Source organism: Cellulosimicrobium sp. SH8 (assembly GCF_025818875.1).
In the GTDB taxonomy this organism is placed as follows: Bacteria; Actinomycetota; Actinomycetes; order Actinomycetales; family Cellulomonadaceae; genus Cellulosimicrobium; species Cellulosimicrobium cellulans_D.
Window position 1 is genome coordinate 203,264 of record NZ_JAMXMH010000013.1, and the last position, 21,097, is coordinate 224,360.

At 73.0% G+C, this 21,097-nt stretch carries 11 protein-coding genes and 1 riboswitch; of the genes, 10 read left to right on the forward strand and 1 reads right to left on the reverse strand.

All coding sequences use genetic code 11. The features are described 5' to 3' along the window. Positions 1-136: 136 nt before the first annotated feature. The 6 genes from NF338_RS18425 to NF338_RS18450 all read left to right on the forward strand — a co-directional run bounded on the left by NF338_RS18425 (position 137) and on the right by NF338_RS18450 (position 15,287). Complete coding sequence (locus NF338_RS18425; RefSeq protein WP_264032080.1) at positions 137-3,781, forward strand: ATP-binding cassette domain-containing protein; 3,645 nt, start codon at positions 137-139, stop codon at positions 3,779-3,781. Positions 3,782-4,061: 280 nt separating this feature from the next. Beyond that, on the forward strand, positions 4,062-10,253 hold the full coding sequence (gene pulA, locus NF338_RS18430; RefSeq protein ID WP_264032081.1) for a pullulanase-type alpha-1,6-glucosidase: 6,192 nt from the start codon (positions 4,062-4,064) through the stop codon (positions 10,251-10,253). A gap of 117 nt (positions 10,254-10,370) precedes the next feature. Beyond that, positions 10,371-10,868 carry a GNAT family N-acetyltransferase gene (locus NF338_RS18435; protein WP_264032082.1) on the forward strand — a complete coding sequence of 166 codons (498 nt, stop codon included), beginning with the start codon at positions 10,371-10,373 and terminating at the stop codon, positions 10,866-10,868. Positions 10,869-11,198: 330 nt separating this feature from the next. Then, on the forward strand, positions 11,199-12,755 hold the full coding sequence (mmsA, locus tag NF338_RS18440) for a multiple monosaccharide ABC transporter ATP-binding protein (protein ID WP_264032083.1): 1,557 nt from the start codon (positions 11,199-11,201) through the stop codon (positions 12,753-12,755). A gap of 49 nt (positions 12,756-12,804) precedes the next feature. Continuing rightward, positions 12,805-14,094, forward strand: coding sequence for a multiple monosaccharide ABC transporter permease (mmsB, locus tag NF338_RS18445; protein ID WP_264032084.1), 1,290 nt, complete (start codon positions 12,805-12,807; stop codon positions 14,092-14,094). A gap of 80 nt (positions 14,095-14,174) precedes the next feature. Continuing rightward, complete coding sequence (locus tag NF338_RS18450) at positions 14,175-15,287, forward strand: sugar-binding protein (RefSeq protein ID WP_264032085.1); 1,113 nt, start codon at positions 14,175-14,177, stop codon at positions 15,285-15,287. 164 nt (positions 15,288-15,451) lie between these two features. Here NF338_RS18450 and purU read toward each other — a convergent pair whose 3' ends face one another. Next, positions 15,452-16,372, reverse strand: coding sequence for a formyltetrahydrofolate deformylase (gene purU, locus NF338_RS18455; RefSeq protein ID WP_264032086.1), 921 nt, complete (start codon positions 16,370-16,372; stop codon positions 15,452-15,454). 107 nt (positions 16,373-16,479) lie between these two features. Here purU and NF338_RS18460 point away from each other — a divergent pair, with 107 nt between their 5' ends. The 4 genes from NF338_RS18460 to NF338_RS18475 all read left to right on the forward strand — a co-directional run bounded on the left by NF338_RS18460 (position 16,480) and on the right by NF338_RS18475 (position 20,912). Continuing rightward, positions 16,480-16,998, forward strand: coding sequence for a GNAT family N-acetyltransferase (locus NF338_RS18460; RefSeq protein WP_087471415.1), 519 nt, complete (start codon positions 16,480-16,482; stop codon positions 16,996-16,998). A gap of 53 nt (positions 16,999-17,051) precedes the next feature. After that, a riboswitch (ZMP/ZTP riboswitch) is annotated at positions 17,052-17,162 on the forward strand. Between the two features lie 82 nt (positions 17,163-17,244). Next, complete coding sequence (gene glyA, locus NF338_RS18465) at positions 17,245-18,534, forward strand: serine hydroxymethyltransferase (RefSeq protein WP_264032087.1); 1,290 nt, start codon at positions 17,245-17,247, stop codon at positions 18,532-18,534. Further along, on the forward strand, positions 18,531-19,412 hold the full coding sequence (locus tag NF338_RS18470) for a bifunctional methylenetetrahydrofolate dehydrogenase/methenyltetrahydrofolate cyclohydrolase (RefSeq protein ID WP_264032088.1): 882 nt from the start codon (positions 18,531-18,533) through the stop codon (positions 19,410-19,412). Before glyA ends, NF338_RS18470 begins: the two co-directional genes overlap by 4 nt. Before the next feature lie 84 nt (positions 19,413-19,496). Next, entirely contained in the window at positions 19,497-20,912 is a 1,416-nt protein-coding gene (locus NF338_RS18475; protein WP_264032089.1) for an MFS transporter, read from the forward strand. Positions 20,913-21,097: the final 185 nt, after the last annotated feature.

Here is a 21,097-nt window from a genome sequence, read left to right on the forward strand (position 1 = left end):
GGTCCCGTGGTTCGAGCACGGACCGCGGGACCAGGGCCGGTCCGGGGCCGGACGGGAGCGGGGGGGCGCGGGGGCGGGCGGCCGAGCGGAAAATCGCTGCGCCTGCGGGGGTACGACGCCGTAGGGTCGACGGGCCATGATCGACGCCACCCTGCCGACCGAGCAGCCCCCGAACCCCCCGACCGCCCCGAACCCCACCCCGGCGTCGGGCGCGTCGCGCGCGCCCGTCGACCCCGCCCGCCGCCTGGACTGGCGGCGGCTGCGCGGGCCGCTGGCCGCCGTCGCGCTCGTCGCGCTCACGCTCGGAGCGGTCGGCGCCGCGCTCGGGACCGTCATCGCGGGCTGGCTCGCGGACGACCCGACGACGGCGACGCTCCAGCTCCTCGCGGTGTGCGTCGTCGGCGCGGCGCTGCTCGACACCGCGGGCCAGGTCGTGTGGGCGGGCGTCGTGGACCGGGCCGAGGGTCGCCTGCGCGGCGACCTGCTCACGGCCGCCCTGCACCAGCCGCTCGCCACGCTCACGGAGCAGGCGGTCGGCGAGGTGCTCGACCGCGTCGACGACGACACGCACGCGGTCGGCACGTTGGTGCGCCGTCAGCTCTGGGGCGCGGGCCGTACGGTCGTCGGCGTGCTGCCGATGTGGGTCGTCGCGGGCCTGACCTGGTGGCCGGCCTGGATCCTCTTCCCGGTGCTCGGCGCCGTCGCCGCGGTGATCGTGCGTCCCATGCTGGGCGAGATCGCGCGCCGCAAGGTGATCGAGGAGGCCGCGTGGACGGACCACGCCGCGGCGTTCGAGGAGTCGGTCGCGGCGCGGGACGACCTGCGCACGAGCCTCGGGCAGTCGTTCGCGGTCCGGCGTCTCGCCGAGCGCTCGGCCCAGGTGCACCGCAAGTTCCAGGCCGTGCTCGTGATCGAGTCGCGCATGCTGCGGCGTGCCGGGCTCGTCCTCGCGTCGCTGCTCGCGGGCGTGGCCGTCGCGGGTGCTGCGCTCGCCGCGGACGGCGACCTGGGCGTCGACCGCCTCGTCACCCTGTTCCTCGTGACGGCGATGTTCGTCGGGCAGGTGGACAACCTGGTCCACCACCTGCCGGACATCCAGGAGGGCGTCGGGGCGCTCACGCGCATCCGGCAGATGCTCGCCGTCGAGCCCGAGCCCACGGGCGGGAGGGCGCTGCCCGACGGGCCCGTGGGGATCGAGCTGCGCGACCTCCACTTCTCGTACGCCGAGGGCACGTTCGCGCTCGACGGCGTGAGCCTGCGGGTGCCCGCGGGCGAGACGGTCGCGCTCGTGGGGCGGACGGGGTCGGGCAAGTCGACCCTGGCGTCGCTCCTCTCGCGCGCGGTCGAGCCACCGCGCGGCGCGGTGCTGGTCGGCGGCGTGGACGTGCGCGACCTCGACCTCCAGGCGCTGCGCGCCGCGGTGGGGGTCGTGACGCAGCGGACCGAGATCCTCGCGGGCACGCTCGCCGAGAACGTCGCGCTCTTCGCCGACGTGCCGCGCGCCGACGTCGAGGCCGCCGTGCGCGAGCTCCGGCTCGACGACTGGGTCGCGGGACTCCCCGACGGCCTCGACACGCTGCTCGGCCCGGGCGGGACGTCGCTCTCGGCGGGGGAGGAGCAGCTCGTCGCGTTCGCCCGCCTGCTTGTCCGCGACGTGCAGGTCGTCGTGCTCGACGAGGCGACCGCGCGCATGGACCCGCTCACGGAGGCGCGCGTCGTCGCGGCCTCGGAGCGGCTGCTCGCCGGGCGCACGGGCGTGCTCGTCGCGCACCGACTGACGACGATCGAGCGCGCCGGGCTGCTCGCCGTCCTCGACCACGGGCGCGTCGTGCAGCAGGGCGAGCGGGCGGCGCTCGCCCGCGTCGCGGGCCCGTACCGCGACCTGCTCGCGGCGAGCGTCGCCGAGGAGGCCACGACGGACGCCGTCGGCTCGCACCCCGGTGCGGGCGAGGCCCTGCTCGACGGCGACGACGCGCGCGTCGCGCCCCCTGGGTCGGGTGCGCCGGACGGGCCCGGCGACGGCCCGGACGCAGAACGTGCGGCGGAGTCCGTCGGAGGTCGCCGACGGCGGGGCGAGCCGCCGGTCCTCGCGGACCCCGGTGACGGGCCCAGCCTCGCGCGCGGGGTGCTGCACGCGCTGTTCGTGCGCCCCGCGTGGGGAGTCGTGGGCGCCCTGCTCTTCCTCGTGACGAGCCTGGTCTCGGCACAGGGCGCCGTCACGGGCTTCCTGTGGGGCCGCGCGGTGCAGGACCTGGACGAGGGCTTCCCCGCCCAGCTCCTCGTCCCGCTCGCCGTGCTCCTCGTCCTCGCACCGCTCTGCCTCGCCTGGGCGCTGTACGTCTACCCGCGCTGGTGGATCGAGGTGCTGCTGCGCGTGCGCATGGCCGTCATGGCCGGACAGACGCGCCAGCACCGGCTCACCGCGACGCCCCCGGGCGAGGTGGTCGCGCGCGCCATGGACGCCGACCGCTTCGTCCGCTACGCGGACCGCTGGGTCGACTTCGTCAACGGCCTCGTCATCGCCGGGGTCACGGCGCTGCTCAGCGGGTCGTGGCTCGCGGGCGCGGTGCTGCTCGCCGTGATGGTCGTGTCCGCGGCGGCTTCGGCGCTCGGTCGCCCGATCGCCGGCCGGTCGGCCACGCGGTCGTCGGCGGCGCGCGCCCGGTTCGGGCGGGCGCTCGTCTCGGCGCTCGACTCGGCGCGCACGGTCAAGCTCGCCGCCCGGACGCCGCAGGTGCACGCGCACCTGCGCGACGTCGACGGCGGACGCGTGCGGGCCGCGATCTTCGAGCACCGGGTGCAGGCCGCGCTCGACGGCGTCCCGCTCGTCATGATCCAGCTCGGCGTCGTGGCGGCGTGGGCCGGGCTGCTCGCCGGCACCTGGGACCTCGCGACGGCGCTCCTGGTCGCCAACGCGGTGACCGGCTTCGGCTGGTTCGGCGTGGTCGCGGGCGCGGTCGTGACGGAGGCGCCCGGCACGCGCTCGTGGCAGCGCGCCACGAGCCGGTTCGCCGCGGGCACGGACCTCATGGACCTGCCGCCCGGCGTCGACCTCCTCACGGGCGAGGCCCCCGTGCCGGACCCGGGTCCGCGCCAGACGCTCGAGCGGCTCGAGCTGGCCGATGTCACCGCGCTGCACGACGACGGCACGATCGGCGTCCAGGGCGTCGACCTCGCGGTGCGCCGCGGCGAGCTCGTCCTCCTGCTCGGGCAGGTCGGGGCGGGCAAGTCGAGCCTGCTCTCGGCGCTGTCGGGCCTCATGGAGCACACGGGGCACATCCGGTGGAACGGGACCGACGTCGTCGACGCCCAGACGTTCCTGCGCCCGGGGCAGGTCGCCCACGTGGCGCAGGTCCCGCGCGTGCTCTCGGGGTCGTTCGCCGACAACGTGCGCCTCGGGCACGAGCGCGACGTGCAGGGCCCGGTCGCGGCCGCGCGCCTGGAGCGCGACGTCGTCGAGGCCGGGGGCCACGAGGCCCTGGTGGGGCACCGCGGCGTCCGGCTCTCGGGCGGCCAGGTGCAGCGGCTCGCCCTCGCGCGGGCGCTCGCGACCGACGCCGAGCTCCTCCTGGCCGACGACGTCTCGAGCGCGCTCGACGCGGCGACCGAGATCGAGCTGTGGACCTCGCTCCGGGAGCGCGGGACCACGGTGATCGGCGCGACGTCGAAGCGTGCGGCGCTCGCGCGAGCGGACCGCGTCGTCGTGCTCGACGAGGGCCGGGTCGCGGACGTCGGGCCCTGGCGCGACCTGGCACCGCGCTGGGGTCACCTGGCGGGCTGACCTCGCCCTCCCCGCCGAACCCGGGGTCGCTCCTCATCGGACGTGTTCCGTGAGGAGCGACCCCGGGTTCGGCGTCTCCGGACGTCGCGCGTGAGGCGTTCGCGACCCTGAGTTGCTGGCTCTTGCTGCAAGTTTCTGCAACCAGTACAGTTCGGCTCAGCCGTACGCTGAGGAAGCCGCGGTCGACGTCGCCCGCTGCCGGTCTCGTCGTCCGTGGTCTTGCCGGCCCTGCCCGCTCACGCGTGCGGTCCCGCACCAGCCACCGGACGAGGGAGTCCTCATGACCTCCACGCCGCGACGTCGCCGCGTTCCGCGCATCCCGTCGCCCCACCCATCCGACCCGTCGCCCCGCCGCTCGCGCGGGGCCCGTACGACGGCGTCGGTCACCGCCGTCGCGCTCGCCGCCTCCGGCCTGGCGGGCGTCACGCTCGCCGCGTTCGCGACACCTGCCGCGGGGGCCGACGAGCGCACGCTCGCCCTCGTCGGTGACCTCCAGTCCGAGCTCGGCTGCGCCGCCGACTGGGACCCCGCGTGCGCGGCGACCGAGCTCGCGCCCACCGACGCCGCCGGCGTCTGGTCCGCCGACTTCGAGGTGCCCGCGGGCACCTACCAGTACAAGGTCGCCTATGACGACGCCTGGGACGAGGCGTACGGGCGCGAGGGCAGCCAGGACAACGCGCCGCTCGTGCTCGGCGGCGACGCGACCGTGCGCGTCACGTTCGACGAGTCGACCCACCGCATCGCGCTCACGCCGCTCGGGCTCGCGGGCGGCTACGACGAGGCGCAGGACGCCGACCTCGTGGTGCCCCCCGTGCGCCAGCCCGGGTCGGACGAGCGCTTCTACTTCGTCATGACCGACCGGTTCGCGAACGGCGACCCGTCGAACGACACCGCCGGGCTCGGCGACGACCCGCTCGTCTCCGGGTTCGACCCGACGAACAAGGGCTTCTACCAGGGCGGCGACATCGCCGGCCTGCGGCAGAACCTCGACTACGTCGAGGGCCTGGGCACCACGGCGATCTGGCTCACGCCGTCGTTCAAGAACCAGCCGGTCCAGGGCACGGGCGCCGACGCGTCGGCGGGGTACCACGGCTACTGGATCACCGACTTCACGCAGATCGACCCGCACCTCGGCACCAACGCCGAGCTCGAGGCGCTCATCGACGAGGCGCACGACCGCGGCATCAAGGTCTACTTCGACATCATCACGAACCACACGGCCGACGTGATCGACAACGAGCAGAAGCAGTACTCGTACGTCGACCAGGCCACGTCGCCGTACCGCGACGCTGACGGCACCGTGTTCGACCCGGCCGACCACGCGGGCACGGGAGACTTCCCGGCGCTGGACGCCGCGACGTCGTTCCCGTACACGCCCGTCGTCCCCGCGGGCAAGGAGGACCTCAAGGTCCCGGCCTGGCTCAACGACCCGACGCTCTACCACAACCGCGGCAACTCGACGTGGACCGGGGAGTCCGTGACGTACGGGGACTTCGACGGCCTCGACGACCTCATGACCGAGCACCCGACCGTCGTCGACGGGTTCGTCGACGTCTACCAGGACTGGATCGACCTCGGCATCGACGGCTTCCGCATCGACACCGTCAAGCACGTGAACTTCGAGTTCTGGGAGACGTGGACCACCGAGGTCCTCGACTACGCGCACGCGCAGGGCAAGGACGACTTCTTCATGTTCGGCGAGGTGTACGACGCCGACGCCGCGAAGCTCTCGCCCTACGTGCGCAAGACCGACATGAGCTCCACGCTGGACTTCACGTTCCAGTCCGCCGCGACGAGCTTCGCGAGCGGCAACAGCGCCAAGGGCCTCGCGTCGCTCTTCGCGAGCGACGACATGTACACGACGCCCACGACGAACGCGCAGGCGCTGCCGACGTTCCTCGGCAACCACGACATGGGCCGCGTCGGGTACATGCTCGCGAGCACCGACGACCCGCTCGCGCGCGACGAGCTCGCGCACGACCTCATGTACCTGACCCGCGGGCAGCCTGTCGTCTACTACGGCGACGAGCAGGGCTTCGCGGGGAAGGGCGGCGACAAGGACGCGCGCCAGACCCTGTTCGCGACCCAGGTCGACGAGTACGCCGACCAGCCGCTCGTCACGGGCGAGCAGGCGGGCAGCGTCGACCGCTTCGGCACCGACGCGCCGCTCTACGCGCACATCGCCGAGCTCGCCGCGCTGCGCGAGGCGCACCCGGCGCTGGCCGACGGCGCCCAGGTCGAGCGCTACGTCGAGAACGGCGCGGGCGTGTACGCCTTCAGCCGTGTCGACCGTACGGAGAAGGTCGAGCACCTCGTGGCGCTGAACAACGCGGCGCAGGAGCGGACGGCGACGTTCACGACCCTCACGCCCGGCGCCTCGTACGAGGTGCTCTACGGCGAGCCGGCCGCGCCCGTCACCGCCGACGCCGACGGCGTCGTCACGCTGACCGTCCCGGCGACGGGCACCGTCGTGCTGCGGGCCGACCGCGAGGTCGGCGCGGACTCGTCCGGCGAGATCGCGGTCACCGTGCCGAGCCGCGGGGGAGCGGTCACCGGCGTCGCGCCCGTGACGGCCACGGTCGACGCGGACGCGTGGGCCGAGACGTCGTTCGCGTGGCGCGAGGTCGGGAGCACCGAGTGGCACCCGCTCGGCACCGCCGAGGACACCGCGCCGCGCGTCTTCCACGACGTCGCGGGCCTGGCCGAGGGCACCCTGGTCGAGTACCGCGCCGTGACGACCGGCGCCGACGGCGACCGCGCCGCCGCGTCGACGTTCGCGAGCGTCGGGGTCGACGTGAGCGGCGTCGTGGGCGAGGAGCCCGAGCCCGAGATCGACCTCGTGACCGTGCCCGGCAGCCACAACGCGGCCATGGGCTGCGCGGGCGACTGGGCCCCGGCGTGCGAGGCCGCGAAGCTCACGAAGCGCCCCGACGGCGTCTACGCCGGGACGTTCGACGTCCCGGCCGGGACGTACGAGTACAAGGTCGCGCTCAACGGGTCGTGGACCGTCAACTACGGCGTCGGCGGCGTACAGGACGGCGGCAACGCGACGTACACGACGACCGGCGGACCGGTGACCTTCTACTGGGACCCGGTGAGCAAGGACTTCTCGAGCACCGCGCAGGGTCCGATCGTCACGCTGCCGGGCTCCTTCCAGGACCAGGTCGGCTGCCCCGGCTCGTGGGCGCCAGACTGCCTCGCGTCCTGGCTCAAGGACCCCGACGGCGACGGTACCTACACCTGGTCGACCGACCGCCTCGCGGCCGGCGCGTACGAGGGCAAGGTCGCGCACGGCCTGAGCTGGGCGGAGAACTACGGCGTCGGCGGCGCGCCCGACGGGGCGAACTACCAGTTCTCCGTCGGCGACGGTGAGAACGTCACGTTCTCGTACGATCTCGCGACGCACGTCCTGACCATCGAGGTGGCGAACCCGCCGCTGCCCGGCACCGGCCAGCAGGCCGCGCACTGGGTGCGCGAGGGCGTCGTCGCGTGGCCGGGCGACCTCGGCACCGGCGACGAGTGGACCCTGTGGTCCGCCCCCGAGGGTGGGCTCTCGGTCACCCCGGGCGCCGCCGACGGCGAGGTGCACGCCCCGGAGGGCACGGCGTCGTACACGCTCGCGGTCGACCCGTCCGGCCTGCCCGACGACGTCACGGCCGAGTTCCCGGCGCTCGCCGGGCACACCGCGCTGCGACTCCTCGACGACGGTGAGCCCCTGGACCGCGCCGCGGTCGAGAACGCCCTCACGGGCCAGCTCCTCGTGACCCGCTCCGACGGCGGCGCGCTCACGGCAGCCACGGGCGTCCAGGTCCCCGGCGTCGTCGACGACCTGTTCGCCGAGGACGCGGCCGGGCGCGAGCTCGGCGTCTCGTGGCACGCCAACGGCAAGTGGGCCTCGTTCGCGCTGTGGGCGCCGACGGCGAAGGCAGTCTCGGTGCTCGCCTGGCCCGCGGGGGCGTCGCTCGACGACGACCCGCGCCGGTTCGAGGCCGCGCGCCAGTCCGACGGCACGTGGACGCTCGACGGCAAGGCCGCCGACAAGAAGCTCGGCGGCGCGGACGTCGGCTGGAAGGGCGCGCGCTATCTCTACGAGGTGCGGGTCTACGTCCCGAGCACGGGGAAGGTCGAGACGAACGTCGTCACCGACCCGTACTCGGTGGGCCTGACGCTCGACTCCACGCACTCGGTGGCCGTCGACCTCGACGACCCCGCGTTCCGCCCGAGCGCCTGGGAGGGCACGCCCGCCCCGGTCGTCGAGCGGTCGGTCGACCAGACGATCTACGAGCTCCACGTCCGGGACTTCTCGATCTCCGACGAGACGGTCCCGGCCGAGCGGCGCGGCACCTACCTCGCGTTCGCGGAGCAGGACTCGGCGGGCATGACGCACCTGCGCGAACTCGCGGACGCGGGCGTCACGACGGTGCACCTGCTCCCGACGTTCGACATCGCATCGATCCCCGAGGACCGTGCCGCCCAGAAGACGACGGGCGACCTCTCCGGGTTCGCGCCCGACTCGACCGATCAGCAGGCCGCCGTCGCGGCGGTGCAGGCGCAGGACGGCTTCAACTGGGGCTACGACCCGTGGCACTTCGCCGCGCCGGAGGGGTCGTACGCGGTCGACGCGGACGGCGGCGCGCGCGTCGCGGAGTTCCGCACCATGGTCGGGTCGCTCCACGGCGCCGGGCTCCAGGTCGTGCTCGACCAGGTGTTCAACCACACCGCGGCGAGCGGGCAGGACGCGAAGTCCGTCCTCGACAAGGTCGTGCCGGGCTACTACCACCGGCAGAACCCGACCACCGGCTCCGTCGAGACGAGCACGTGCTGCCAGAACGTCGCGACCGAGCACGCGATGGCCGGCAAGCTCATGGTCGACTCGGTCGTCACGTGGGCGAAGGACTACCGCGTCGACGGGTTCCGCTTCGACCTCATGGGGCACCACTCGAAGCAGAACATGCTCGACGTCCGGGCCGCGCTCGACGAGCTCACGCTCGCCGAGGACGGCGTCGACGGTAAGTCCGTCTACCTGTACGGCGAGGGCTGGGACTTCGGCGAGGTCGCGGGCAACGCGCTGTTCGAGCAGGCCACGCAGGGCCAGCTCGGCGGCACCGGCATCGGGACCTTCTCCGACCGGCTGCGCGACGCCGTGCACGGCGGCTCGCCCGTCGACGGCGCGTCCACGTTCACGCAGGGCTTCGGCACGGGCCTCGCGACCGACCCGAACGGGCAGCCCGCCCGGGCGGGGGAGCCGGGGACCGTGAACGACGGTTCCGCGGACGAGCTCGCCGACCTCGGTCACCAGACCGACCTTGTGCGTCTCGGCCTCGCGGGCAACCTGCGCGACTACACGCTCGTCACGTCGACGGGCGAGGAGAAGCGCGGCGACGCGATCGACTACCGCGGGGCGCCGGCGGGCTACGCCGACTCGCCCGAGGAGGTCGTGACCTACGTCGACGCGCACGACAACGAGACGCTGTTCGACCTGCTCGCGCTCAAGCTCCCGGCCGACACGCCGATGGACGAGCGCGTGCGCATGAACACGGTCTCGCTCGCGACCGCGGCGCTCTCCCAGACGCCGTCGTTCTGGCACGCGGGCACGGACCTGCTCCGGTCCAAGTCGCTCGACCGCAACAGCTACGACTCGGGCGACTGGTTCAACGCGATCGACTGGACCGGTCAGGACAACGGCTTCGGCAAGGGCCTGCCCATGGCGGCGGACAACGAGGACAAGTGGCCGCTCATGGCCCCGCTCCTCGCGGACCCGGCGTTCAAGCCGTCGCCCGACGACATCGCCACCGCGTCGGCGCAGGCGCAGGACCTCCTGCGGCTGCGGCACTCGACCGAGCTCTTCCGGCTCGGCGACGCGGACCTCATCCGGGAGAAGGTCACCTTCCCGGGTGCCGGTCCGGAGCAGGCGCCGGGCGTCGTCGCGATGTCGGTGGACGACACCGTGGGCACGGACGTCGACCCGGCCCTCGACGGCCTGCTCGCGGTGTTCAACGCCTCGCCGGACGAGGTCACCGTCCCGCTGTCCGCGCTCGCGGGCCGCGAGTACGTGCTCTCGCCGGTCCAGGCCGAGGGGAGCGACGCCGTCGTCCAGGGCACCACGTGGGACGCGGCTTCTGGGACCGTCACGGTCCCGGCGCGCACCGTCGCGGTGCTCGTCGAGCCGCAGGCGGGCGGCGACCTGCCCGTCTCGGTCGAGGTGCAGCCCCGCTGCCTCGCGGGCAAGGCGTACGTCGCGGTCCGCGCGACCAACGACGGCGCCGTCCCGGTGGGCCTGACGCTGTCCACGCCGTTCGGCGAGAAGTCGGTCGCCGACGTCGGGGCCGGGAAGAACGCCTACCAGTCGTTCGCCTCCCGGTCGAAGAACGTCGCGGCGGGGGAGGCCGTCGTCACAGCCACCGCGGTGGTCGACGGCGAGGAGGTCACCTCGACCTTCACGGTCGCCTACGAGGCACTCGCCTGCTCCTGACCCGACCGCCGAGGGAGAGGCGCCGGACGGCGAGGTAGAGCCCTGGTCCACGACCAGGGCTCTACCTCGCGGGACCAGGGCTCTACCTCAGCGGCCCGGGTGCTACGGTCGCGAGCCGTGAGCACCTCTCCCGAGCCCGCGCCCGCACCCGGCCCGACGGCGGGGCTCGCGTTCCGTGCTGCGGTCGCGGCCGACCTGCCGCGGGTCGTCGCGCTCATCGCGGACGACGCCATCGCGCGGGCTCGGACGGGGGAGGTCGGGCCCGCGCACGAGGCGGCGTTCGCCGCGATCGACGCCGACCCGCACAACGAGCTCGTCGTGGTCGAGCTGGACGGCGAGATCGTCGGCACGATGCAGCTCACCGTGATCCCGGGGATCTCCCGGAACGGCGCGTCGCGGCTCCTCGTCGAGGCGGTGCGCGTCGACCGACGGCTCCGTGGGCAGGGCGTGGGTCGCGCCGTGATGGCGTGGGCGCACGCGTGGGGCGTCGAGCGAGGCTGCGCGCTCGCCCAGCTCACGTCCGACAAGCAGCGGACCGACGCGCACCGGTTCTACCGCGCGCTCGGGTACGAGCAGTCGCACGAGGGCTTCAAGCTGTCCCTGCCGCCGCGGTAGACCCGCGGGCCGTCTCGCTGCCGTTCCACCGGCACCGGTCAGCCCTCGACCTTCCCGGGACGCGCTGCGTAAATAGAGCGCTCTCACGTCTTCAGTTCCTGACCGCGTGGGAGCGTTCTCCTCGTGTTTGCGCTCACATCAACGGCCGTTCCGCTCGGCGTTCTGGGACCAAGGTCGCTGTTTGGTCACGGTTCTGCTGATCCTTGCGTTCAGGAGTTGACGCCAAGAACGTGACCGGCATAACGTCGCACCCGCTCGGACGGCGCTGAGGGTGTCCGGGTCCGCGGCGCGTCGGTGCGCCGCGAGCTGTCCTCGGCAGGAGGAGGTCCGATGGTGGACGAGCGCGTGATCCTCGAGATGCGAGGAATCACCAAGGAGTTCCCGGGCGTGCGCGCCCTCGACGACGTGAACCTGCGGGTGCGGGCGGGAGAGATCCACGCGATCTGCGGCGAGAACGGCGCCGGCAAGTCGACGCTCATGAAGGTGCTCTCGGGCGTGTACCCGCACGGGACGTACTCCGGCGACATCTACTACGACGGCGCCGAGGTCCAGTTCAAGGACATCCGCTCGAGCGAGCACGCGGGCATCGTCATCATCCACCAGGAGCTCGCCCTCATCCCCGAGCTCTCGATCACCGAGAACATCTTCCTCGGCAACGAGGTCAAGGGTGCGTTCGGCATCGACTGGGACGCGGCCCGCCGCCGCGCCGAGGAGCTCATGGCGCGCGTCGGCCTCCAGGAGTCGCCCGACGCCCAGATCAAGAGCATCGGCGTCGGCAAGCAGCAGCTCGTCGAGATCGCCCGCGCCCTCGCCAAGGACGTCCGTCTGCTGATCCTCGACGAGCCGACCTCGGCGCTCAACGAGGAGGACTCCGAGCACCTGCTCGACCTGCTGCGTGGCCTGCGGTCCAAGGGCCTGACGAGCATCATGATCTCCCACAAGCTCAACGAGATCGAGGAGGTCGCGGACTCGATCACGATCATCCGCGACGGCCGCTCGATCGAGACCCTGGACGTCCAGGGCGACGAGGTCGACGAGGACCGGATCATCCGTGGGATGGTCGGCCGCTCGCTCGAGTCGCGCTTCCCGGAGCACTCGCCGTCCATCGGCGAGACGTTCTTCGAGGTCGAGGGCTGGACCGTGGAGCACCCCGAGGTGCCGGGGCGGCTCGTGTGCAAGGGGTCGACGTTCCACGTCCGCCGGGGGGAGATCGTCGGCTTCGCCGGGATCATGGGCGCCGGTCGCACCGAGCTCGCGCGCTCGATCTTCGGTCGCTCGTACGGGCGCTACAAGTCCGGCGTCGTGCGCATCGACGGCCGCGAGGTGTCCATGCCGACCGTGCTCTCGGCCATCGAGAACCGGATCGCGTACGTCCCCGAGGACCGCAAGACGCTCGGCCTGAACCTGCTCGACACGATCCTGGGCACGATCCAGGCGGCCAACCTGCCGCGGATCTCGAAGAACGGCGTCATCGACCAGGATGCCGCGTTCGTCGCGGCGGAGTCGTACCGCAAGGCGTTCTCCATCAAGGCGCCGAGCGTCCACGAGGGCGTCGCGAAGCTCTCCGGCGGCAACCAGCAGAAGGTCCTGCTCGCCAAGTGGATGTACACCGAGCCGGAGCTCCTCATCCTCGACGAGCCGACGCGCGGCATCGACGTCGGGGCCAAGTACGAGATCTACGGCCTCGTCCAGAAGCTCGCCGACGCCGGCCGCGGCGTCGTCATCATCTCGTCGGAGCTGCCCGAGCTCCTCGGCCTGTGCGACCGCATCTACACCGTCTTCGAGGGGCGGATCACGGGCGAGGTCCCCGGGTCGGAGGCGACCCAGGAGGGGCTCATGCGCCTCATGACCGGGACACCCGGCGACGCGTCCGACGCCGCCGCCTGAGCCCCCACCACCCAGCCACCGCATCTCGACCGAGAAGGAACCACCGACGATGTCGTCCATCAAGCAGCTGCTGAGCGGGGGAGCGCGCCAGTTCGGCATGCTCTTCGCGCTCCTCGCCCTGGTCATCTACTTCCAGATCGCCACGGGCGGGCGGGTCCTCACGCCGAGCAACGCGCAGAACCTGCTCAACGGCAACTCCTACATCCTCATCCTCGCCATCGGCATGGTGCTCGTCATCATCGCGGGCCACATCGACCTGTCCGTGGGCTCCGTGGCCGCCGTGACCGGCATCATCGTGGCCCTCGCGATCCGCGACTGGGGCATCCCGTGGTGGCTCGGGATCCTCCTCGGGCTGAGCGTCGGCGCGATCATCGGCGCGTGGCAGGGCTTCTGGGTCGCCTACGTCGGCATCCCCGGCTTCATCACGACGCTCGCCGGCATGATGCTGTTCCGCGGCCTCAACCAGCTCATCGGTGACTCGAAGTCGGTGCCGGTCCCCGCCGAGCTCCAGACGCTCGGCGGCGGCTACCTGCCCGAGTGGGGCCCGAACACCGGGCTCAACAACTCGACCCTGCTGCTCGGCGTCCTCGCGATCGCCGCGGTCGTGTGGTCGGAGCTCCGCCGCCGCGCGAGCGCCCGCAAGCTCGGTGCGGAGCCCGTCCCGACCTCCGTCGCCGTCACTCGCGTCGTCCTCTTCAGCGCCGTGATCGCCTACCTCACGTACCTCTACGGGTCGGGCCGCGTCGGCACGTCGTTCCCCGTCCCGGCGCTCGTGCTGGTCCTGCTCGTCGTCGTCTACCAGTTCGTCGCGTCGCGCACCATCACCGGTCGCCACGTCTACGCGGTCGGTGGCAACCGCGCCGCCGCGGCGCTGTCCGGCGTGAACATCCGGCGCACGAACTTCTTCGTCATGATGAACATGTCCGTCCTCGCCTCGCTCGCCGGGATGATCTTCATCGGTCGGTCGACGGCGTCCGGCCCCGCCGACGGCAACATGTGGGAGCTCGACGCGATCGCGGCCGTGTTCATCGGCGGCGCGGCCGTCTCCGGCGGCGTGGGCACCGTCGTCGGCTCGGTCATCGGTGGTCTCGTCATGGCCGTCCTCAACAACGGCCTCCAGCTCATGGGCGTCGGCTCGGACTGGACCCAGATCATCAAGGGCCTCGTGCTCCTCATCGCCGTCGCGTTCGACGTCTACAACAAGGTGCAGGGCCGCCCGTCGATCATCGGGCTCATCTTCCCGTCTCGGCGCGACAAGGGCACGGGCGCCGTCACCGGCGCGGACGACGTCGAGCCCGCGGTCCCCGTCGAGGCGGGCTCGACCGCCGCCAAGGGCTGACCGCCGCTCCTCGCCCGCCTCTCACACCGCACGACCCCTCCAGCATCCGACGACGGATGCCCGACAAGAAAGTGGTACCCATGAAGAAGCTCACCACGACGCTCCTGGCGCTCACCGCCGCGAGTGCGCTCGTGCTCAGCGGCTGCTCCTCCGACCGCGGGGGCGACACCGGTGGCGACTCGACGGGTGGCGGAGAGTCCGCGGCCGCCGGGTTCGAGGAGGGCGCGACCATCGGCGTCGCGCTCCCGCAGAAGACGTCGGAGAACTGGGTCCTCGCCGAGGAGCTGTTCAACGACGGCCTGACCGAGGCCGGCTTCAAGCCGATCGTGCAGTTCGCCAACGGCGGCGTCTCGGAGCAGCAGAGCCAGATCGACGCCATGGTCGAGCAGGGCGCGAAGGTCATCATCGTCGGCGCGATCGACGGCACGCAGCTCGGCTCGCAGCTCAAGTCCGCTGCCGACCAGGGCGTCAAGGTCATCGCCTACGACCGTCTCCTCGAGAACACGGACGCGGTCGACCTCTACGTCGCCTTCGACAACTTCCGGGTCGGCGAGCTCCAGGGCGAGGCCCTGCTCACCGGTCTGGCGGAGCGCAAGGGCGAGGGCCCGTACAACATCGAGCTCATCGCCGGCTCGCCCGACGACGCGAACTCGACGCCGTTCTTCGAGGGCGCCATGAGCATCCTCCAGCCGAAGATCGACGACGGCACGCTCACGGTCGTCTCGGGCCAGACGTCGCAGGAGCAGGTCGCGACCCAGGGCTGGAAGGCCGAGAACGCGCAGAAGCGCATGGACACGATCGTCTCCGGCTCCTACGGCGACGGCACCGAGCTGCACGGCATCCTGTCCCCGAACGACACCCTGGCGCGCGCCGCCCTCACGTCGGTCAGCCAGGCGGGTCTGCCGACGCCGGTCATCACCGGCCAGGACTCCGAGGTGGAGTCGGTCAAGTCGATCGTCGCGGGCGAGCAGTACTCGACGATCTACAAGGACACGCGCGAGCTCGTCGCGGAGAGCATCCGCCAGGTCCAGCTCGCGCAGAAGGGCGAGGACTTCGAGGCGAACGACACCGAGTCGTACGACAACGGCGTCAAGGTCGTCCCGGCCTTCCTGCTCGACCCGATCATCGTCACGCAGGAGAACGCGGCCGACGTCTACGCGAACGACCCGACGCTGGGCCCGCTCACCCAGTGACCCGCGGCTGACCCCGCGAGCTGCCCGGTCCTGAGCGACCGGGTGGCGGCGGCGTACCGGCACGCCGTCGCTCGACGGCCCCCGTCACGTCCTCGGACGTGGCGGGGGCCGCCGTCGTGCAGGGGAGCGGTGCCGGTCGCCGGGGAGCCCGGGGCGGCGACGGCTCAGCGGAAGACGACGGTGCGGTGCCCGTCCAGGAGCACGCGGTGCTCCGCGTGCCAGCGCACCGCGCGCGCCAGCGTCTGGCGCTCCACGTCCTCGCCGATCGCGACGAGGTCCTCGACCCGGCGCGAGTGGTCGACGCGCTCGACGTCCTGCTCGATGATCGGGCCCTCGTCGAGGTCGCCCGTCACGTAGTGCGAAGTGGCGCCGATGAGCTTGACGCCGCGGTCGTGCGCCTGGGCGTACGGGCGCGCGCCCTTGAAGCTCGGCAGGAACGAGTGGTGGATGTTGATGATGCGACCGGGCATCTCGCGGCACAGCTCGTCCGAGAGGATCTGCATGTAGCGCGCGAGGACGACGAGCTCGACGTCGAGCTCGTCGACGAGCCCGCGCAGCCGCGTCTCGGCGTCGGCCTTGGTGTCGCGCGTGACGGGCACGTGGTGGAACGGCTTGCCGTAGAACGTCGCGATGTCCTCGAGGTCCCGATGGTTGCCGACGACGCCGACGACCTCGATCGGCATGCCCTGGGAGCGCTCGCGGTACAGCAGGTCGACGAGGCAGTGCGGTGCCTTGGAGACCATGAGCAGCGTGCGGATGCGGCGCCCGACGACGTCGAGCTGCCACGTCATGGCGAACCGAGCAGCGACCTCCTCGACCGCGCGCTCCAGCTCGGCGCGCTCCGCGGCCGCCGTGACCTGCACGCGCATGAAGAACAGCCCCGAGAGCGGGTCGCCGAACTGCTGCGACTCCGTGATGTTGCCGCCGAGCCGAGCGAGGGCCCCGGCGACGGCGTGCACGATCCCCGGCCCGTCCGGGCACGAGAGCGTGAGGACCCAGTGCGTGGGGTCGCCGGTCGGGGGCTGCGCGGTGCGGAGCGCCGAGGTGTCGGGGACGTCGGCGCCACGGGGATCTGTCGTGGACACCCCTCAGAGGGTAGCCGCGTCCCGGCGGTGCCGGGGCCGCCGTCCGGCAGCCCGACATCACCCGGACACGCGCGGTCGCGCCGCGCGATGTCTGACACGATGTCTTCATGAACGACGCGCAGATCACGACCCGCCTCGTCGACGACGCCGAGGCCGGTGAGCTCCTGACCCTGCGGCGGGCGGCGTTCGTCACCGAGGCGCAGCTCTACCAGGACCCCAACATCCCCCCGCTGACCCAGACGCTCCACGAGCTGCGCGAGGACCTCGCGCGCGAGGACGTGGTGACGATCGGCGCGTGGCTCGGCCCGCGCCTCGTCGGCTCGGTCCGCGTCGAGATCGAGGACAGCAAGGCGACGCTCGGCCGCCTCGCGGTCGCGCCGGACATGCAGGGCCGCGGCATCGGGACGCAGATGCTCTTCGAGGTGCTGCCCTACCTGCCCGAGCAGACGTCGGAGATCTGGGTCTTCACGGGCAAGGACTCCAAGCAGAACCTCGCCATGTACACCAAGCACGGCTACGAGGAGCAGTACGACAGGGCCGCCGGCGACCTCACGTACACCTACCTGCGCCGCATCCTCGGCGAGGCCGAGGCGCGCAACGAGTCCGACGCCGTCGGGCAGGAGTAGCCGGGCACGAGCAGGCGAGAGCCCGGGACCGGCCCGCGGGTCGTGCGCTAGGATCGACGCGTCGCGACTGGCGCCGCCCGGTGGAACTCCGCCCGGGCAGGGTGGATCACCACCGGGGAGCGACACGCTGTGCAGACGACGGGTCGTTCGCCTGGGCCCCGGGTCACACCCCTGGTGGGGCGTACCCGGCGAGCCGGGAACGTGACCACCGACGACACACTGCCAAGCACCCGCGGAGGAGACGCCATGAGCGCCCAGCCAGCCGACAACGTCCTCGACACCCCGCTCGCCGAGCTCGACCCCGAGATCGCGGCCGTCCTCGACGGGGAGCTCGCGCGCCAGCGCGACACCCTCGAGATGATCGCGTCCGAGAACTTCGTCCCGCGCGCCGTCCTGCAGGCGCAGGGCTCCGTGCTCACCAACAAGTACGCCGAGGGCTACCCGGGCCGCCGCTACTACGGCGGCTGCGAGCAGGTCGACGTCGCGGAGAACCTCGCGATCGCGCGCGCCAAGGAGCTCTTCGGCGCCGAGCACGCCAACGTCCAGCCGCACTCGGGTGCCACGGCCAACGCCGCCGTGCTGCACGCACTCATCAACAAGGGCGACAAGATCCTCGGCCTCGAGCTGGCGCACGGCGGCCACCTCACGCACGGCATGAAGATCAACTTCTCCGGCAAGCTCTACGACGTCGCCGCGTACGGCGTGGACCCGCAGTCGTACCGCATCGAGATGGACGAGGTGCGCAAGCAGGCCCTCGAGACGCGCCCCGACGTCATCATCGGCGGCTGGTCCGCCTACCCGCGCCACCTCGACTTCGCGGCGTTCCGCGAGATCGCCGACGAGGTCGGCGCGAAGCTCTGGGTGGACATGGCGCACTTCGCGGGCCTCGTGGCCGCGGGCCTGCACCCCTCCCCGGTGCCGTACGCGGACGTCGTGTCCTCCACGGTGCACAAGACGATCGGCGGCCCACGCTCCGGCTTCATCCTGAGCAAGGAGGAGTACGCGAAGAAGATCGACTCCGCCGTGTTCCCGGGCCAGCAGGGCGGCCCGCTCATGCACGTCGTCGCCGCCAAGGCCGTGTCGTTCAAGATCGCCGGCTCGGACGACTTCCGCGACCGCCAGGAGCGCACGCTGCGCGGCGCGAGCATCATCGCGGACCGCCTCGCCCAGGCCGACGTGGCCGAGGCGGGCGTCTCCGTCCTCACCGGCGGCACCGACGTGCACCTCGTGCTCGTCGACCTGCGCCACTCGGCGCTCGACGGCCAGCAGGCCGAGGACCTCCTGCACGAGGTCGGCATCACCGTGAACCGCAACGCCGTGCCGTTCGACCCGCGCCCCCCGCGCGTCACGTCCGGCCTGCGCATCGGCACGCCCGCGCTCGCGACGCGCGGCTTCGGCGACGCCGAGTTCACCGAGGTCGCCGACATCATCGCGATCGCCCTGCGCGAGGGTGCCGCGGCGGACGCCGACACGCTGCGCGCCCGCGTGCAGAAGCTCACGGCCGACTTCCCGCTGTACCCGGGTCTCCACCAGTGAGCGCGCAGCTCCTCGACGGCAAGGCGACCGCCGCGGCCATCAAGGCCGAGCTCAAGGACCGCCTCGCGGTCCTCGCCGGGAAGGGCGTCGTGCCCGGCCTGGGCACGCTCCTGGTCGGCGACGACCCGGGCTCGCAGTGGTACGTGGCCGGCAAGCACCGCGACTGCGCCGAGGTCGGCCTCTCCTCGATCCGTGAGGACCTCCCCGGGGACGCGACGCAGGAGGAGATCGAGGCCGCGGTCCGCCGCCTCAACGAGGACCCGGCCTGCACGGGGTACATCGTGCAGCTCCCGCTGCCGAAGGGCATCGACACCAACCGCGTGCTCGAGCTCATCGACCCGGCCAAGGACGCGGACGGGCTGCACCCGACCAACCTCGGGCGCCTCGTCCTGCGCGTCAACGAGGAGGTCACCTCGCCGCTCCCGTGCACGCCGCGCGGGATCATCGAGCTCATCGAGCGGCACGGGATCTCCCTCGCGGGCAAGGAGGTCGTCGTCGTGGGGCGCGGCGTGACCGTCGGCCGCTCGATCGGCCTGCTGCTCACGCGCCGCGCCGTCAACGCCACGGTGACGCTCACGCACACCGGGACGACGGACCTCGCGGAGCTCGTGCGCCGCGCCGACGTCGTCGTCGCGGCGGCGGGCGTCCAGGGCATCATCACGCGCGACATGGTCAAGCCGGGCGCCGTCGTCATCGACGTCGGCGTCTCGCGCGAGGTCGACCCCGAGACGGGCAAGAGCCGGGTCGTCGGGGACGCCGCGCCCGACGTCGCCGAGGTCGCGGGCTGGATCTCGCCGAACCCCGGCGGGGTCGGGCCCATGACGCGCGCGATGCTCCTCGCGAACGTCGTCGACGCGGCGGAGCGCGCCTCCGCCTGACCTCGTCGCAGGGCGCGGTCGTGGATCACCACGGCCGCGCCCTGCGGCGTTCCCGGGGCGGCGCGCAGGCGCTAGTCTGCGCGGGTGACGAGGGCGCGCATCGCGACGACGGCGGCGTACGCCGTGCAGGGCTTCGGGTTCGCCGTGGTGCTCACCAGCATCCCCGGGTACAAGGAACGGCTCGGCATGGGCGACGACGTCGTCACGCTCGTCGTGCTGGGCGTCTGCGTCTTCGCCGGGCTGGGCAGCGCGCTGTCCGGCGTCGTGGCGGCGCTGCGCGGCGCGCGCGCCGTGGTCGTGGGCGGCCTGCTGCTCGCGGCGCTCGCGGTGGCGGGCGTCGGGCTCGCGCCGTCGTGGCCGGTCTTCTTCGTGGCGATCGGGCTCTACGGGCTCGCGCTCGGCGCCGTCGACGCCGCGATGAACATGCTCGGGATCGACGTCGAGCGCGCGCACGGCCGCAGCCTGCTCGCGTCGTTCTTCGCCGCGAACGCCGCCGGTGGCGTGCTGGGTGCGCTCGCCGTGTCGGGCAGCGTGCTCGTCGGCCTCGGTCAGCCGGCCTCGCTCCCGTTGGTGGCGCTGCTCGTGGCCGCGGGCGCCGTCTGGCTCGCGCTGCGGCTGCCCGACGGCGGCACCACCGTCCCGGGCGCCGTGGCCCCGGGCGGGACTCCGGGCACCGAGCGGCCGACCCAGGCGGGCCCGGTAGCGGTCGAGGTCGCGGACGACGGCCGCGGCGTGGCAGCGCTCGGGACCGTGCCGTGGGTCGCGGCGGGCACGATCGCGCTGCTCGGCGCGGGGATGCTCGCGTTCCCCGTCGCCGACTCGGCCGTGTCGAGCTGGAGCGCGACGTTCCTGCGCGACGTCCTCGCGGCGAGCGCCGCCGCCGCCCCGCTGGGGTATGCGGCGTACCAGGCGGCCCTCATCGTGTCGCGGCTCGTCGGGGACGGCCTCGTCGAGCGTCTCGGCCGGGTGCGTGTCGTGCGGCTGGGCGGCACGCTCGGCGCCCTCGGGTTCGTCGCGGTGGCGGCGGCCCCCGCCTGGCCCGTCGCGGTGCTCGGCCTCGCGGCGACCGGGCTCGGGCTCGGCGTCGTCGCGCCCCTCGCCTTCTCGGCGATCGGGGACCGGGCCCGCGAGGCGGTGGCGGCGGGCTCGGTGAGCACCGGGCCCGCGACCCCGGGCGGGCGCGTCGAGGACGCCGTCGGGGTCGACCGGGTCGTCGAGGACGCGCTCGTCGACGTGGACGCGGGCGTGGCGCCCGTCGAACCTCCCGCCGGGATCGTCGCGACGGTCACGGACCGTGCGGTCGCGCGCCTCAACGTCTTCACCTACGCGGGCGCGGTGCTCGGTGGCGTCCTCACGGGCGTCTTCGCGACCGCCCACCACCTCCGGGTCGGGTTCGTCGTCCTCGCCGTGCTCGCCGCGGTGTCGGCGGTGCTCGCCGGTGCGTTCCGGCCCGCCCGCGTCGCCCTCGTGAGCGTGAGCGAGACCACCCCGCCCGCGTGACGAGAGGGGAGCCGTCCTGTCGGTGGCGTGTGATGGGATGGCCGGCGTGCCGCGGCCGTCCTGGCAGCCGCGCGCGACCGTCATCGAGGGAGGACGAGCCCACTTGCTCACCATCGCCACGGCGATGGTTCGTGAACGGGACAGTAGCAGGTTAGGTGGTCTGGGTCTCCCACGTGCCGCGCGGT